Source organism: Paenibacillus sp. cl123 (assembly GCF_900101595.1).
Lineage (GTDB): Bacteria > Bacillota > Bacilli > Paenibacillales > NBRC-103111 > Paenibacillus_G.
Genome location: NZ_FMYY01000004.1, coordinates 271,603 through 287,117, shown reverse-complemented (window position 1 = coordinate 287,117; position 15,515 = coordinate 271,603). Strand labels below are relative to the sequence as shown.

Annotated in this window: 10 protein-coding genes; 4 read left to right on the top strand and 6 right to left on the bottom strand. The window is 54.9% G+C overall.

Annotation, left to right across the window (positions count from 1 at the left end; genetic code table 11):
* Positions 1-60: 60 nt before the first annotated feature.
* The 3 genes from BLR08_RS10390 to BLR08_RS10380 all read left to right on the top strand — a co-directional run bounded on the left by BLR08_RS10390 (position 61) and on the right by BLR08_RS10380 (position 2,043).
* Complete coding sequence (locus BLR08_RS10390) at positions 61-630, top strand: CBO0543 family protein (protein WP_072329122.1); 570 nt, start codon at positions 61-63, stop codon at positions 628-630.
* Between the two features lie 121 nt (positions 631-751).
* The gene (locus BLR08_RS10385) at positions 752-1,549 is read left to right on the top strand and encodes a hypothetical protein (protein WP_072329239.1); all 798 of its coding nucleotides are present in this window, start codon (positions 752-754) and stop codon (positions 1,547-1,549) included.
* Positions 1,546-2,043 (top strand): hypothetical protein, encoded by a 498-nt coding sequence (locus BLR08_RS10380; RefSeq protein ID WP_083536884.1) that lies wholly within the window; start codon positions 1,546-1,548, stop codon positions 2,041-2,043. The genes BLR08_RS10385 and BLR08_RS10380 overlap by 4 nt, the downstream gene beginning before the upstream one ends.
* Before the next feature lie 62 nt (positions 2,044-2,105).
* On the opposite strand, the gene BLR08_RS10375 is transcribed toward BLR08_RS10380, so the two are convergent.
* On the bottom strand, positions 2,106-5,645 hold the full coding sequence (locus tag BLR08_RS10375; RefSeq protein ID WP_083536844.1) for a cohesin domain-containing protein: 3,540 nt from the start codon (positions 5,643-5,645) through the stop codon (positions 2,106-2,108).
* A 36-nt stretch (positions 5,646-5,681) separates the two neighbouring features.
* Entirely contained in the window at positions 5,682-7,532 is a 1,851-nt protein-coding gene (locus BLR08_RS10370; RefSeq protein ID WP_072329120.1) for an S-layer homology domain-containing protein, read from the bottom strand.
* Between the two features lie 322 nt (positions 7,533-7,854).
* Here BLR08_RS10370 and BLR08_RS10365 point away from each other — a divergent pair, with 322 nt between their 5' ends.
* Positions 7,855-9,243: an extracellular solute-binding protein gene (locus tag BLR08_RS10365; RefSeq protein ID WP_072329119.1), complete on the top strand. Its 1,389-nt coding sequence runs from the start codon at positions 7,855-7,857 to the stop codon at positions 9,241-9,243.
* Between the two features lie 367 nt (positions 9,244-9,610).
* Here BLR08_RS10365 and BLR08_RS10360 read toward each other — a convergent pair whose 3' ends face one another.
* The 4 genes from BLR08_RS10360 to BLR08_RS10345 form a co-directional block, all read right to left on the bottom strand.
* Positions 9,611-11,119, bottom strand: coding sequence for an ABC transporter substrate-binding protein (locus tag BLR08_RS10360; RefSeq protein WP_083536842.1), 1,509 nt, complete (start codon positions 11,117-11,119; stop codon positions 9,611-9,613).
* A 117-nt stretch (positions 11,120-11,236) separates the two neighbouring features.
* A complete protein-coding gene (locus BLR08_RS10355) occupies positions 11,237-12,130 on the bottom strand; it encodes a carbohydrate ABC transporter permease (RefSeq protein WP_072329118.1) in 894 nt (297 codons plus the stop codon).
* Between the two features lie 15 nt (positions 12,131-12,145).
* Complete coding sequence (locus tag BLR08_RS10350) at positions 12,146-13,117, bottom strand: ABC transporter permease subunit (RefSeq protein ID WP_072329117.1); 972 nt, start codon at positions 13,115-13,117, stop codon at positions 12,146-12,148.
* A 202-nt stretch (positions 13,118-13,319) separates the two neighbouring features.
* On the bottom strand, positions 13,320-15,278 hold the full coding sequence (locus tag BLR08_RS10345; protein ID WP_176835473.1) for a right-handed parallel beta-helix repeat-containing protein: 1,959 nt from the start codon (positions 15,276-15,278) through the stop codon (positions 13,320-13,322).
* Between the last annotated feature and the right edge of the window lie 237 nt (positions 15,279-15,515).

Sequence of the window (15,515 nt, the reverse complement as noted above, 5' to 3'; positions counted from 1 at the left end):
GGTATTTTGCTTGCGAGGATGGGGAGAATAACCCCATTGATGTAAATAAGGGTGGGTCGCATGCCGGAGAAGGATGTATTAATTGAGGAGATAGAGCGGGTTCATAAAAATCTGACGGATTTAAGACAAGAATACTGGCTTCACTATGATTTATTTTCTTATCAGTGGTGGCTGCTTCTGACGGTGTTTGTTATTTCTTGGGTTGTATGGTGGAGGCTCGTTGATAAACATAGGCTTAAAGAGGTGGCCTCCTTTGGTGTTTCCATGAGTTATTTGATCTATATTTTAGACCATGTAGGGTATGAGCTGAATTTATGGTTGTATCCTCATAAATTCATGCGAATTTTACCGGAAGCCTTCATACTCGATTTGGGGATACTGCCTATTTTACATATGTTGGTTTTCCAATACTTTAGAGAATGGAAATCGTTTATAATAGCGAACACCTTGCTAGCCGCCGTCCTGGCCTTTATTTGTGAGCCGATCAGTGTCTGGCTTGGAATTTACAAAATGCTCAATTGGGCGCACATTTACTCATTTCCGATATACATACTCAAAGCGGTGATGATGAAGCGGCTATTCGAAATCATAATTAGGAAACAAAACGCTTCGACTAACGCGGAAAGATAAGCAAATGAAATTCAGAAGGCATCCGGCTACATGATCAGCCCGTTGTTGTTGCATGCAATTGGAATATCCCCTGTATAATCAGAAATACTATGCAGTGTCGCAGCGTTTATCCGGAGGGCCTATGAATAATTACCGAAACATCGATAATAAGTTCCGGCGTTATGGGGCCCATGTGAGCCTTGGCGGAACGACGCAGTTTCATATACGGAATCCTTATATCATCGCCTGGTGGTCAGCGGCCTTTCCGGGCTTCGGACATCTCCTGCTCAGCAAATATTTGCGCGGTCTCGTGCTGTTTATCTGGGAAGTTGTCGTTAACTACAATGCGAAAATTAACCTTGCCATGGTTCACAGCTTCTGCGGAGACATTCAACTGGCCAAAGAAACCCTTGATGTCAGGTGGACGTTGATGTATATCCCTGTATACTTATTCGGGATATGGGACAGCTATCGCACCAGTATGGATATGAACAAAGTCTATTTGCTCACTGTAAGGGAAAACGCCCCCTTTAGTTCATTCGCCATCGGCACACTCGAAATCAATTATTTGGACAAGCGGAACCCGGTTATGTCCGTCATATGGTCGCTCTTTATGCCGGGACTTGGCCAATTGCATATTCACCGGCTATTAACAGCTTTTTTCTGCGTAGTCTGGACGATCATTTTTTTATATTTCTCCAAGACGCTTGTCGCTGTCCACCATTTGTTTCTCGGAGATATGGTAAAAGCTACATCGGTGTTGGACAAGCAGTGGCTCTTGTATATGCCTTCCATGTGGGGGTTTGCCGCTTACGATTCTTACACGAACACGGTCGAGAATAACAAACTCTACGATTCGGAACAGAGAAACTTCCTTATGAAGCATTTTCAAAGCCCCGAATTTCGAATTAAGAAGGAAACGCGGTGGGACGAAACGTGATACAAATATTTTCGACCTTTGAGCATTCGATCCACTTAGAATTGGCGATCAGCTCGCTGGAGAAGAGCGGGATCAGTAAAAACGCCATGTTCGCCGTCCCCTTAACGAACCGTAAAACCGACCGAAGACTGTTCGATTCGATTCACAATGCGGATGGGATCTCGCTTATCAGCACGGGAGCGGCTCTGGGGACCGCCTTGGCCGTCATCGGCGCAAGCGTCGGATTCAAGCTTGCCTGGGGTCCGATCTATTGGGGGCTAATCGGAACGGCAACCGGCTTTCTTACGGGCTTCATGATCGACCTGTTCTATTACAAGGTCATTAAAAAGCAGCGTCGTCTATTACGAGGGGAAATTCCTCAGGTCATCTTCATCGTGGAATGCGATGAAGCGAAGGGCGACATTGTGGAAGAGATTTTATGGCATCACTTCACGCTTGGGACTGCCAGGATCGAAAATCGCCCCGAAAAGAGTAGCAATGAGTCTGCTCCCTAAAAACCGCTGCCCAAACGCTAAAGCCCTCTCCCGGAACCGGAAGAGGGCGCGTCTGCTTAAGGCTATTTATCCTCGTACATCTTCATGACGACCAAACCTACATCCTTCACATCCAGCAGGCCGTCTCCGTTAATATCCATCGCGCGGTTAGTGTCGTTCACCGCCGCTCCGACCAGCTTCGCCACCGTGACGACATCGATCAGATCGACCCGGCCGTCATCGTTGACATCCTCCGCCACACTTCGCTTAATCGTCACTGTACGGACCAGGTCATCGCCCAGCGGATACAATTTGCCTGTCTCATCGGCATCGGCGAATGCGGTCACCGATTCCCCGCTTAACCGAATCTCTGCCGTACCCAGGTTATCCAGCGCTTTGAAGCGGAGGAGCGCCCAATCGTGATCGCCCTGAACCTTGTTTGCGCCCAGCTGGGTCGCCGTAATCCGGACGCTGCCCGCGCCCTTCTTGTAGCCCAGATAACCGCTGCTGCCGGCGAACGGTCCGGCCGCCTCCACTCCGAGCAGCTCCAGCCTGGCTGCATCATAGCTGAGCGCGGCTTGGATGCTGTACAGATCCTTCGCTTCTGCCGCCTTCAGCGCGACAGTAAATTCCTCGCCCTTCCCTGCCTCGGCGGGGACGGATACATCCAGCCGGGCCGGAGCCGCGGTTTGCGCATCCGCATTGATCGTGATCCGGTACATCAATGTCCGGTTGGCGGAAGGCGCGTAGTAAATATGGCCGTCTTCCCCGACTGTGAACGATTCCGTCTCGACGAGCAGCTTGGATTCCAGCGTCTGCGGATCGACTGCATACAGCTTTTTGCCCAGATTGGCGAGCAGCAGCCCTTCCTTCGTAAACTTCAACTGGAAGCTTCCCCATCTGAAGCCGGTTCCGTTATCCTGCGGATTGAACTCCTGGTATTTGACCACTCGCAGGCTTTCCGGGTCCATAGCGAATACATACCCGTTCGCTCCGCCCCATAGCAGACCGTCCGGACCAAAAACCAGTCCACCGATCGCCGGCGGCTTCGATAAGCCCGGAATATCCAGGGATACTTCTGTCAGCTTCCGGGCTTCCGCGGTATCCCAGACGAACAGCTTCGCTTCATCCGCCTTCGGATCGGCGGCGACTCCGCCGTTGATGCTAGTGGAGCCGTACAGCTTGCCGTCCCGGTAAGCGAGCGAGATGACACTTTGATCCTGAACGATATTCCGGTACACCTGATAGGATGACTCGACATCCGGATTTGCAGGATCGAATACGGTGACGGCTCCGCCGAGCGCCCCGTACGTAGCTACGGAACCGAAGTAAATCTTGCCGTCGCCAACCGCTTTTGCCCCGATGCGATCCTGATCGTGATGCAGGTAAAACAGCCGCTTCGGATTGTTTGCTCCAACTGGCTCCGACAGATTGTACTCGAAAATATCTCCGCCGGGATATACCCCGAAATAAAGCTTGTTGCCGTACGGAACTACCGCGCCGGCCTGCCCCATCGGGAATGTCGTCGCCGTGTTCGTTGCGATATCGTAGGCCGACGCCTTCGACGCCTGCATCCCGGTGACATAGATTTTGCCGTCAGGTCCGCTTTCGAATTTATTCGTAATCGTCGCGTTCGGCGGCAGCAGGTTGTTGTATCTCTTCACGATATTCGTCTGCGGATTGAAAAATACGATAATGCCGGCAAAGTTCATCGTTACAAGACTTGTGCCTGGAAGATCCGGATCATCGACCTGCACCCAGTTGGCTCCGCGGAAAGCCGTCTCATAGACCATTCCGGAATCCTCGATCGCGTGCGTCTGAACGTCGAAGGTTTTAATTTTTTTGTCGGCCGGGAAATAAATTTTGCCGTTTAACGATTGTTTGGGCAATTGAAGTCCCGAAGAGCTGTTCTCGATCACCAGATCCAGCCACTTGCCCTGCTCGATATCGTAGATATAACGCTTCTGCGGCGTGTCGAACCGCACGATCACGAACTTGTCGTCCACTATGTTCAGATCGTACACATAGCCCTTCTCCTGAAGGGACGCGGCGATTTCCTCCTTCTCGCCGGTCACCACATTCAGCTTATACACTTTGCTGTGAGAAGTACCTGCGTAAATGTATCCGTTGCTGTAATCGATGGAACGCACGTACACTTGATTGACGTCCGTGATCAGACGGCCGTAATCCCGGCTTTGCTTGGTGACGGGATCATACCTCAGCACTTTGCCCCCGGGGCCGGTGCCGACGTAGACCATCCCCTGCTCATCGATGGCGAGACACCAGAACGTGCTTTCGCCGCCAAACGTAAATACTTTCTCCGCCTGCTTGGTGACGGGCGAATACGCCCACAATTGTCCGGCCGAGGTCAGATAGACGGTGCCGTCCGGAGCGATAGCATGGTTCCAGGCTTCGCCTCCGCCCTCAAGCGGAAGGCTCCGCACGAGCTGGTAATCGTCCAGATCGACGACGTGAAGCATCGGCGGTATGCCCTTGACGGTCGTATACATGACATTTTTGCCGTCCTCGATCCCCGCTTCGCCATCCATAACGCCAACGGCGTCAGCGATAGGCGCGAGCTTGTATTCAGGTTCGCCGAACTTGATCTCGGACAGGTTTACGCCTGGAATTTCGTTCCCGTTCCCGATCCGGATCAGCACAACCTGATCCGATTTGAGCGCTTCGCTGCCGTTCAGCGCCGCTCCCTTGCCGAGCATCGCCCAAGCGCCGCCGCTTTCGCCGAGCACCTTGAAGGTAATGACGGCGATATCCGTCGCGTCATTCAAGGCTGCGCCATTCTGACGGGCGTTCAGCTTCACGCCCCCTTCCTCCTGCACGGCGGAGAAGGTCGCATCCGCTCCGGCGAAAGCGCCTGCCGCCGTCACCTGCATGACCTGCAGCCTGGTCTTATCGTAATAGACGCTGGCGGCTACCGTCGATAAGTCCTTTACGTCCGACACCCGGACCGTCGCGGTGATTTCCTGTCCCTTGACGGCGGAGGAAGGCGCAGTCAGCTCCAGCGATCCGGCGTGGACTTCGGGCTTCTCATAGCGGAAGGCAATGTCGTCATAATAAGCCGTAGACGTGCTGTAGGCAGTCGTATAGGCAATAATCCGGGCATATGCGGCATCGGCCGGCGCTTTCATCGTGGTGACGACCGGATTCCATTGCCCGCGTGTGAACCCTTTATTGGGATCGGCATGGTAAGGAAGCTCCCCGACCGACTTATCGCTGGCGTTGAAGTACCGCAGATTCAGACTGGCCGTGCCTCCGCTCTCGATGAAAAGCTTCGCTTCGGCCGTGTAGGAGATGCCCGGCGTGACAGGCAGCTTGTCGCTCATCAGCGCAACGGATTGGTTGGTCAGCGTATCTACGAGTTTAAGGCTGCCTGCGCCGCTGCTGCTCCGGACGAGCGAGTGTTCGTAATAGACTGCGTCGGTAACGGCAAACATGCTGGTCCAGCCCGGGATCGATTTGCCCTGGACCGGCTCCTCGAAGCCGGGGTTCGTTACCGGAAGTTCCTCGACAGCCGCTGACGCGCCTGCCGGAACGAGCAGCAGCGACGTCAGCATCGCGGCGGATAACAGGGCTGCCATACTCTTACGCAAACGGGGGTTGAACATGGATTTCCCTCCTCATGTCATACGTATCCATATGTGTCATTTGGCGAGTCTGAGCAGAAAGACAGCGGCATCGGCTCTTGTCGTCTCCGCAAGCGGCGCGAATCGGCTTTGCTCCATCCCGACGAGAAGACCGCTCGCCTGCGCTTCATATACGGCAGACCGAGCCCAGCCGCTGATCTGCGCGTCGTCGGCGTATGGCGTGTAAGCCGCTTCCGGCGAGCGGGACTGCTCTGGCATCAGGCTCCTGGCGCGAGCGGCCATGACGGCCAGTTGTTCCCTTGTGATCGGGGCCTCGGGATTCATGCGTCCTTCGGCGTCTCCTTCGATCAATCCGGCTTCAAAGGCGGAGCGGATATAACGGGTGTACCACTTATCCGGCTCTGCATCGGCGAAGCCCGCAGCCGCCATTTCGGGAAGCGGCAGCTGCAGCGAACGGACCAGCAGCGCGGTGAATTCCGCTCTCGTCACAGCTTGGCGGGGAGCGAACCGCTCGGCGTCCACGCCTTCGATCACATGCCTCGCCGTCAGAACCTCAATAGCCTTCCGCGCTTCGGCATATACATCCGCCGTGTCCGAGTAGCGCTTCGCATACTCGATGACGGCATATTCGCTGAAATGCTCCAGCTCGGCCGTGAAGCTGCCGCTGCCGGTATCCTGCTTGCCCGCCGGTATGTAGGTCCAGTTGTCTGCGCGATCCTCCCGCGTATACAGGCCAAGCAGCTCTTCCCTTCCAGCGCCCGGCTTATAGCGAAGCTCAAGGCCGACAGGCTTGTCAAAGCCCGCAATCTTCTTGCGGTTGCCGTCGGCGCCAATGGCCTCCGCTTCCAGCCGATAAGCCGTCAGCGGCATATAGTCCGCGCTTGCATCGCCGGAACCGGCCGCTGCTGCTGCGGATATCGGCTCTGCCGTCCATGCGATCTCCTCGCCCTCCCGGGCGCGGAAGGAGCCGGCAGGCACGCGCAAGTCCATCTGACCGGCAGCCAGCAGCAGATCGACGCCCGCGTCGGAGAGCAGCTGCCAGTCGGCTGCTGTCAGCCTTACCTCCGCGAAGGAGCCTTGCTCCATCGGAACCGTCACCGACAGCGGCACCGTCAAGCCGTTCTGACGCAGCAGCCTCTGCAGCTGCTGCAGCTGCCGCAGGCGATCGGCCAGTTCGCCGGAGTCCAATGTGCCGATTCGGCGGCCGTTCTCTTCGCCCGCAGCGGCCGCAAGCTCGGTACGGCGGATCAATTGCCTGGCCAGCGCCAGCGCTTGCTCCCGGTCGCTTAGCAGCCCGGTCAACCGCTGCAGCTCGGAGTCGAATCGGGAAGGCCCGATTGGGGACGGGGCGGCGGAGCCCGGCGCAGGAGAGGGCGGTTCGACGTCGCCCGCTGCGCTAACCTCTATCTTGACGGACTGAGAGACGCTGAGAGGAAGAACGGATAAATCCTTTTTGCCGTGTTCGTTTATATAAGTTTCGGAGCTTACCGCCAGCACGTCGTGAAGACGAATCTCCGAAACGCCCGGTATGCGGGCTCTGTAGGTTATGCTGGCGATCTCCGCAGACGCTTGCTCGGAGATGTCGCCGATATTTCTGCGGATCAGCGCAAATGCGCGATCTCCCGTCTCCCCGCTCTGCTGCGGAGAGGCAAACTCCGTGTAGCGGCCGGATATGGCGTGTTTTTCATACCGCCAAATATCCGGATCGGCCTGCAGACGGAACTGGATGCCGTACAAATCCCGAACCTGTTCCGCGGTGATGCGGATCGTGACTTCTGTGCCGTTAGCGATGCGGCCGGCCTCCGGGATTAGACGGATCGACCCTTCAGCGGCTGAGCTGGAAGACGGAATAAGCAGCCCCCCTAGCAATGCGGCGACAACAACGAGGGAGCACCTCTCTTTGCCCAATACCGCTAACCTCCTTTCCTAACTTGGAGAATATACGGAGCCTAGAAATTCGAACAACTACCACCTCCTGTTTATGCATTACTGATTTCCATTTTGTAGGTTACATGTAGTATCCTAATTCATCATATGCGATCTCATTTTCGACTGTCAACGTTTTTTTGTAAGCGCATTATTTCTATCTTTTTTCGTCTGAATCCACCATTTTCACTCATTATTCGCCATTTTTCGTTCCTCTGGTTCCTTTGTAGTTCCCTTGTGTAGTAAAAAAGAAATTTATGGTATACTACCTTTAATCGACCGTCTACAGACAAGGAGTTTTCACATGAGTAATAGACCAGATCGGATTACGTTCCAGTCCCGGCTGGACGACATGATCACCTCCCTGCGCCGCGAAATCAAGAATGCGCAGCGACCTGCCGGGGAATACCTGCCCTCCGAGATGGCTCTCGCGGATCAGTACAAGCTGAGCAAAAAATCCGTGCGCAAGGGACTCGACGTGCTGGTTGCCGAGGGCTTGATCGTCAAGGAGCACCGCGTCGGCAATAAAATCATAGGACCCAAAACCGCCGCTCCTCAGCTCACCCTAAGACTCGGCTACTACCCTTCCCTGGAAGGAGAAACCGATCTTCGCGAGCTGCTCAAGCAATTCGGACGGCTGTATCCGCACGTCAAGGTGGATACGCTGCCGCTGCCTTACACCCAATATCCGGAATCGATCCGCGAATATTTGGACAATGGCTGGCTGGACGTCATTTCCCTCAACAATTGGAACTTTCTCGAGACTGCCCAAAGCGGAGCGCTTGATTTGTTCGAGCCTGTGAAAACCGACCCTCAGCATTATTCGTTTCTGTCGTCCGTATTCGCCCATGAAGGCATGTCCTACGCTCGGCCGTTCATCTTCTCGCCCGTCGTGCTTTGCTATAACAAAAGCTTGTTCCGCGAGCTGAGCATACCGGAGCCAGACAGCAGCTGGTCCTGGTCGGATCTGGCCGATCTATCGGTCCGGCTGAAGCAGGAGCATGATACGATCGGCTTCTACGCTCACATCGCTTCGACCAACCGGTTTCCGATCGTGCTGCTGCAGAACAGCTTCCGGTTCGAACGCCAGGACAGCGGGTACAAGTATGACGATCCGAGGATGTGGGAGAGCCTGCGAAGCTTTCGCGATCTGATCTACGGACAAGATTTGTTCCCGTCCTTCCTCTCGGAATCGGATGCCGATGCGGAGAAGCTGTTCGTGTCGCGCAAGGCGGCGATGCTGATGACGACCTATTACAGCTTGAGATTTCTGCAGGACGCGACGTTTGAGTATGACTTGGCCCCGCTGCCCTACCAGCAAAACGCCAAAACGCTGCTGCTGGTTACCGGGCTGGCCATCAGCCGCCAATCTCCGCACAAGCAGGCTGCCCGGCAGCTGGTTGAGTTCCTGACCCAAGAAGCCGCCCAGCTGCATATCCGGCAGCATACGCTCAGCATCCCGGCGCATAAGCCTTCCGCCGAATGGACGGGGCCGGAGAAGGGCTACCGTCCGGCGAGATATCATGTATACCGGGAGATCGTACCTACGTACGGACGCTATGAGGATCTGAACTTGCCTATCCGGGAGCTGGATCATCTGAGGCATGAGCTGAAGCTGTTCTGGTCCAATCTGGAGCAGGCTGAGGATGTCGCCGCCCGCTTGGCCTCGGGGGCGCGCATCTCTGTGTATTAGCAGGCCGCTTCCTAAGAAAACACCTAATCGGAGCACTTCCTGTCGTCATCCAGGTTCCGGAAGTCCGGTCAATAATGCGCGGCCTGCGGCCGATCGGGGTTTCCACTCGCTGCTTCAACTCCCCATCGGCTCTCCGGCCTCTTATTCACCGGACTTCCAGCTAGTATTTGTCTCCATGAATCCTACATTTTTCTGGCATGCCAAAAAACCTGGAGCCTCCCGTTTACCGGGGAGATTCCAGGTTCTATGGTCACTGCAGCGGATGGCATACGGCCGAAGGACGGATTTCTTGCTCACTTGCAGGCCGATCTTTTTTCGACCCTTCTCCGTTCTTCTTTCGCCCTTCCTTCCGTTCTATCTCCGCCTTTTATTGGGCCTTGGTCTTCAAGAATGCTTCGATTTGCGTCCGATATTCCGCCAGCACCTTTTCGGAACCGGCTTTGAGGCGTTTGTCCAGGAATTGGGGCAAATATTTCTCCGGATCGACAGTTCCGGTTTCGATCACCTTGCGGAACTCATTTTCCACAGCCTTCAGATTGGCCATCTCCGCCTTAACCGGCTCACTGTTGAATTTGAAGCCGTACAGATAAGGCTTTTTCGCTGTGTCGTTGGCCTTCTTGGTCCGCTCCCAGGTGTCTGGCGCCTGTCCGTCCATCAGATAACCGATGGTCACATTGCCCATCACCCAATTCATGTTGGGCGCGTAGCCGCCGCCGGCAATATCCTTGATGGTGTTGGCGCCGGTTTTGGTATAATGCTTGTTCTCAATGCCGAAGGACAGCAGGTTGTACAGGGCCGGATCGGTGTTTACCAGCTCCAGGAGCATCATAGCCCGTTCCGGATTTTTGGAGGTGCGGCTAATGGCCGAGATGGTAGCTGTCACGCCGGTAAATTCCGGTTCCATAAGCGGCACAAAAATCACATCGTTGCCTCCGTTGCCTGCCTTGGCGGCAGCTTCGCCGCCCGGCTTCTGGGTGAAGTCGAAGGTGGTGGCGTAAACGCCCTTTTTCTCCACATCAGCCTTGTTCTTCAAAGTGGAGGCATCCTCGTTGATGTAGCCCTTCGTATACCATTCATGGGCCATAGTTACATGCTTCTTGTACGCCGCCGTGGCGAAATAATCTTCCACCTCCACTTTGCCGCCGTTTACTTGGTAGGAGATGACATTGCCATGGCTGCTTAATCCGTACACAGACGGCGAGTAGAAATCATTATTAAGCCCGAAAGGAATGATGCCCGGCTCATTTTTCTTGATTTCTTCAAAGAACGGTTCGATATCCTTATACGTTTTGATCTTGGCGGTGTCCAGCTTGTATTTGTCGGCAAAGCGCTTCTGGATGACAAAGCCGGCGGATTTGGCCGCAATCTGGTAGTTGGGCACGCCGTAGATTTTGCCGCCGATCTTGACATCGTCCCACGCAGAGGAAGGCAGACTTGCCTTTAGCTTGGCCCCGTTTTTATCCAGCAGGGCGTCCAGCTCCAGGAAAGCCCCCTTCTGGGCATTGGAGCTGAAGTTGAATCTCCAGTCCGAGGTCCAGACGATGTCAAAGGCTTCTCCCGCTGCCAGAATCGTATTCATCTTCTGTTCGTAATCCGAGCCGGCGATGGGCTTCAGCTTCACGGTGGCGTTGAGCTTGGGCTTGATGTAATTGTTAACCTCCGTTTCCACCGAGGCCAGATCAGGCTGCGCCGTCCCGTCCAGATAATACCATACCAGATCAGCCGGAGGCAGGGTGCTGGCCGAAGAAGCTGCCGCAGACGGCGCGGCCGATTCATTTGTTGCAGCTGGACTTTCGCTGTTGTTGCCGCCGCAACCCGTCAAAGCCAAACTGGCCGCGATCATACCGAAATATATTCGTTTTTTAATCACATTCATGGAAAACAACCTCCCCTTTTCATGTATTTTACTTGTTCATGACTTCATGGATCCAGCAAAACTCTCGAAGCCAATCCCCCTTTCAAGCGCATGCCTCGCTTGCGACCTGCCGCAGTGTCACCCCTTTAACGACCCTACCGTCAATCCTTGCACAAAATACCGCTGGAAGAACGGAAAGACAAGAAGCATGGGGCCTGCAGCCAAAATCACCATCGCCATCCGGGCGGACAACGCCGGGAAATCCTGAGGCGCTGCGCCCATTTGCGCAAGCATCTGCTCGTTCTGGGTCATAAACTCGATGTTGTCCATAATGCGGACCAGCATCAGCTGCAGAGGCACCAGGTTAGGATTGTCAATGTAGAGCATGGCGGGAAACCAGGCGTTCCAGAATCCGAAGGAGATGAACAAGCCGATGGTAGCCAAAGCCGGCGTCGCCAAGGGCAAAATAATCCGGAAGAAAAGCGTCAGCTCCCGGGCTCCGTCCACCTTGGCGGATTCCACAATCTCCCCGGGTATTTTGCCCAGGAAGCCCTTCATAACCATAATATTGAACGGAGTCAGCATCCCCGGCAAAATCAGCGCCCATAAGGTGTCCTTCAGATGAAGCACCTGCGTCATCAGAATATAGGAGGGTACCAGACCGCCGTTGAACAGCATCGTGAAAAAAATGATGAAGGTGCCGATCCGGTTGTACCGGAAATCCTGCCTGGAAATGACGTAAGCGGTCATCGCGGTCAGCAGCAGCCCTAAGCAGGTTCCGGCGACAGTCACCGTACCCGTTACCCCGTAGGCCCGAAGGATAGCCTTGGGGGCTTGCAGCACGAGGCGGTATGCTTCCATGCTGAATACCTTGGGCAAAAGCGAGTAGCCGCTGCTGATAAGCTCCGCTTCCGCGCTGAAGGAAATGGATACCACCAGCAGAAAGGGCAGAACCATGGACAAGGTGACCAGAGTGAAAAGAACATGAATGACCGCCTGCGAAATGCGATGTGGTTGCATGGCGTTGCGCATAGGGTTCTCCCCTTTCTACCAAAGTGAATTTTCCTTATCCAGCTTTCGTACTGCCGCATTGGCGGCCACCACCAGGATCAGCCCGACGATGGATTGATACAGTCCCACGGCCGCTGACATGCCCACGTCGCCTACGCTCCGCAGCGCCCTGTACACATACGTGTCGATAATATCCGTAGTCGGATAAGTCATGCCGGCGTTGTTGGGAATAAAGTAGTGCAGCCCGAAATCCCCGTTGAAGATGCCTCCTATCGACAGGATCAGGAGAATCGTAATGAGCGGCGCAAGCAACGGCACTGTAATTTTGACCGCCATCTGGAAGCGGCTGGCCCCGTCCATCCGCGCAGCCTCATAATACTCCTGGTTGAGGCCCATGATCCCGGCGTAGTACACCAGCGCGGAGAAGCCTACCTTTTTCCACAAGCTGACCACATTCAGAATGATCGGCCACGGTTCTTTTTCCAGAAACCACTTATGCGGCTCCGCGCCAAACCAGCCCAGAATGGTGTTCAGATACCCGGTCTGATGATCCAAAAAAGCATAGGTGATATAGCTGACCACCACCCAGGACAGGAAATAAGGGAAAAACAGTGCCGTCTGGTAAATCTTTGTGCTTTTCCTGCTGATTTCATTCAGCAAAATGGCGAACAGCAGCGCAAACAATGTGGTCAGAAAAATATAGCCCAGCTCGTAGGCCACCGTGTTGCGTGTAATCCGCCAGGCATCCTCGGATACGAAAAAAAATGTGAAGTTTTGGAGTCCCACCCATTCGCTGCCCCAGATACCCTTGTCAAACCGATACTGCTTAAACGCCAGCACGATCCCGAACATAGGCAGGTAGGAGAAAATGATGATGTACAAAAGCCCCGGAGAGATCAGTCCGATCATCTCGATGTTTTTTTTCAGATGCCTCCACTCACGGACCAGCCGCGAAGCTTTCTTCGGGACCTCCGCCCTTCCCGCCGCCGGTTTCAAAATGCGTTCCATGTTGTCCCCCCTTCCCTTTGCTCCTTGCCCCCTTATCATGCCAAACCGGCTCCCTCCGGAAAAGTCCGAAAAATCAGCCTTTGTATGAAATTAAGGTTTGGAGCATGTATCAATCAGGAGAAGCTGTATGCGCCCTCAGGAGGATGTGTGCAGGAACCGGTCAAGTGTATGAAAATAGGATCGTTAAAAGTTCTTCTCCTCCTCAAGGCTGGATGCCGGCCAAGGAATGCACGGTGCTCCATTCGGTCCAAGGCAGCTCCACGAAGCCCTGAGCGAAGGCCGGAGACCCAGCCTGCAGCTTGTAGTTGTTGGAGGAGGGGCTTACGAACAGCGGGTTCGCCACTATGGAATTGGCATCCTTGCCGCTGATCTTGGGTACCTGATAGAGCACATTCCAGTCGCTGGTATAGGTTCCGCCGGTGAAGAAATCCAGATATTTGGGCCAAGCGGAGGTTTTGGAATAAATGATGTTCTTCTCGATAACCGTATTGGAAGGAACATGCTGGGTAGTTCCCCATTCCAGGCGGACGAATTTGTCCTTGCCGTCCTCATGGCCCAGCCCCTTCCAGATGGTCCGGCCGATGATGCCTACATTATTGCGGATGACGTTGTTGTCCCCGCCATGAACGAACACAGCCGCCCGGCTGTGATCCTTGATAAAGTTTCCGATCACCTCCACGCCGCTGGTTTCATCGTCCAGATAGATGCCGTCGGCCCCGTAAGGATATTGAAAATACGGATTGGTCCAGTCGCTCATGCGTCCGCCGGTATCCTCAATATAGTTGTAGCGGATGATCGTGTCCGTATCGTTGCCCCCCCGGCCCAGCATTTCGATGGCGCCGGTATCCTGGGTTTCCCGGTTGGTGAAGCGGATTTTGTTGTATTCCACCGTATTGCCGGTATGGATGGTCGCTGCGTCCCAGCGCTTGATGGAAATTCCGTAACGGGCTGTATATTCGATCCGGTTATGGTCAATCCGGTTGTTCTTGACGCCGTAAGCCATCACGGCGCCGCCATTTTTTTTGACCAAGCCGATATGATGCATGTAATTCCAGTTGACAGCGTTGGCGTCCGCCCCGTAAGCCAGCTCCACGCCGGTAGTGCCGATTTGGGCCATTTCGTTATGGTTTACATTATTGCTTGCGGAGCCGGTGAGGATAAGGCCCTTGCCCACATTCAGAAACCTGTTATTGTAAAAGCCGTTGCCGTTGGAGCCATTTTTCAGCTCAATGGCAGGCAGAGCGTAAGGCGTATCGGAGAAGGTAAGCCGCTCCACCACCACCTGGCCGGCTCCGTCCAGAGACAGGATCGTTCTGCGGGGGACCACTGCCCCTTGGCTTAGCAGTTTGGCGCTGTCGGAGGGCTTGAACAGCAGCTTGCCGTCGGAGGCCCGGTAGGCGAATTCGCCGATTTCATCCAGATAGGCGGGATTGTTCAGAAGGCGATAGGTGCCATTGGTGGAAATAACGTAGCGGACGTTGCCGGAGAGATTCAGCAAGTTATTGGCGACATCGATGGAGGTGACGTTCAGGAGATCATTTTCCCAGCGGCGGACGGCGAAGGTCTCCACCTTCAGATGGGGCGCATAATCGGCCGCCGTAACTTCCGCCGCCTTGAATTTGACCTTGTTCATGTCCGTATTGGCGGCGGCAAAGGAATGACCGTAGGTGTAGGGGCTTGCGGCGTCATAAGCTTTTTTCTCGGCGATCCGCTGGCGGGCGCCGTCGAAAATCAGCTCCATGTCGGTGGGAGTGGGCAAGGAAGCGGCATAAATGCCGTTTGCCTCCGCTGCGAAGCCGGTCACCCTTTCCCCTCCGCTCAGAATGACGGTTTCCCCGTCATAAGCCCGGTACTTCGTACCGCTGTCCGCTGCCGTCAGCACCAGCGTGGAGGTCATGTAGTAGGTGCCGGCACGGATGAGGGTGGTTTTGGTCGTCCCCGTCCGCATCGCATCGCGGGCTTTGGCGAGGGTGCGGAAGGGACCGTCCGTCCCGCCGCTGTTCGGGGCTGCCAGCGTGCCTGACCAGCTGTCGTTTCCATTGAGAGCCACGTAATAGGCTCCCGCTGCCTGCGCCGCAGGCGGAATGCCGAATGCCGCCGCAGACCATAAGAATACAATCGCCATACCTAACCAACCCGCCTGTCTCCAAACCTTTTCCATCCTTTCATCACTCCCTTTGCCTGTATCGCGGACATGGGGATGTAAGCGCTCCATTTTCCGCGTACAGCCATCATGCCTGATTCCGCAGCCACGGGAACAGTGTGAAAAATCCGGTTTTGTCTTGGTTGGCATATGATTCCTGCATATTTGTCCTCTGAGCCAGGCATATACGCAGCCCGGTCGGCGGCATGGACAGGCCGGCACGGAAGCCGGCGAAGCTTTTTGGAGGAGCCAAGC

Coding starts and splice junctions, on each gene's coding strand:
- BLR08_RS10345 (WP_176835473.1), bottom strand. CDS start 15,278: ATGGAAAAGGTTTGGAGACAGGCGGGTTGGTTAGGTATGGCGATTGTA.
- BLR08_RS10385 (WP_072329239.1), top strand. CDS start 752: ATGAATAATTACCGAAACATCGATAATAAGTTCCGGCGTTATGGGGCC.
- BLR08_RS10350 (WP_072329117.1), bottom strand. CDS start 13,117: ATGGAACGCATTTTGAAACCGGCGGCGGGAAGGGCGGAGGTCCCGAAG.
- BLR08_RS10365 (WP_072329119.1), top strand. CDS start 7,855: ATGAGTAATAGACCAGATCGGATTACGTTCCAGTCCCGGCTGGACGAC.
- BLR08_RS10355 (WP_072329118.1), bottom strand. CDS start 12,130: ATGCGCAACGCCATGCAACCACATCGCATTTCGCAGGCGGTCATTCAT.
- BLR08_RS10360 (WP_083536842.1), bottom strand. CDS start 11,119: ATGAATGTGATTAAAAAACGAATATATTTCGGTATGATCGCGGCCAGT.
- BLR08_RS10375 (WP_083536844.1), bottom strand. CDS start 5,645: ATGTTCAACCCCCGTTTGCGTAAGAGTATGGCAGCCCTGTTATCCGCC.
- BLR08_RS10390 (WP_072329122.1), top strand. CDS start 61: ATGCCGGAGAAGGATGTATTAATTGAGGAGATAGAGCGGGTTCATAAA.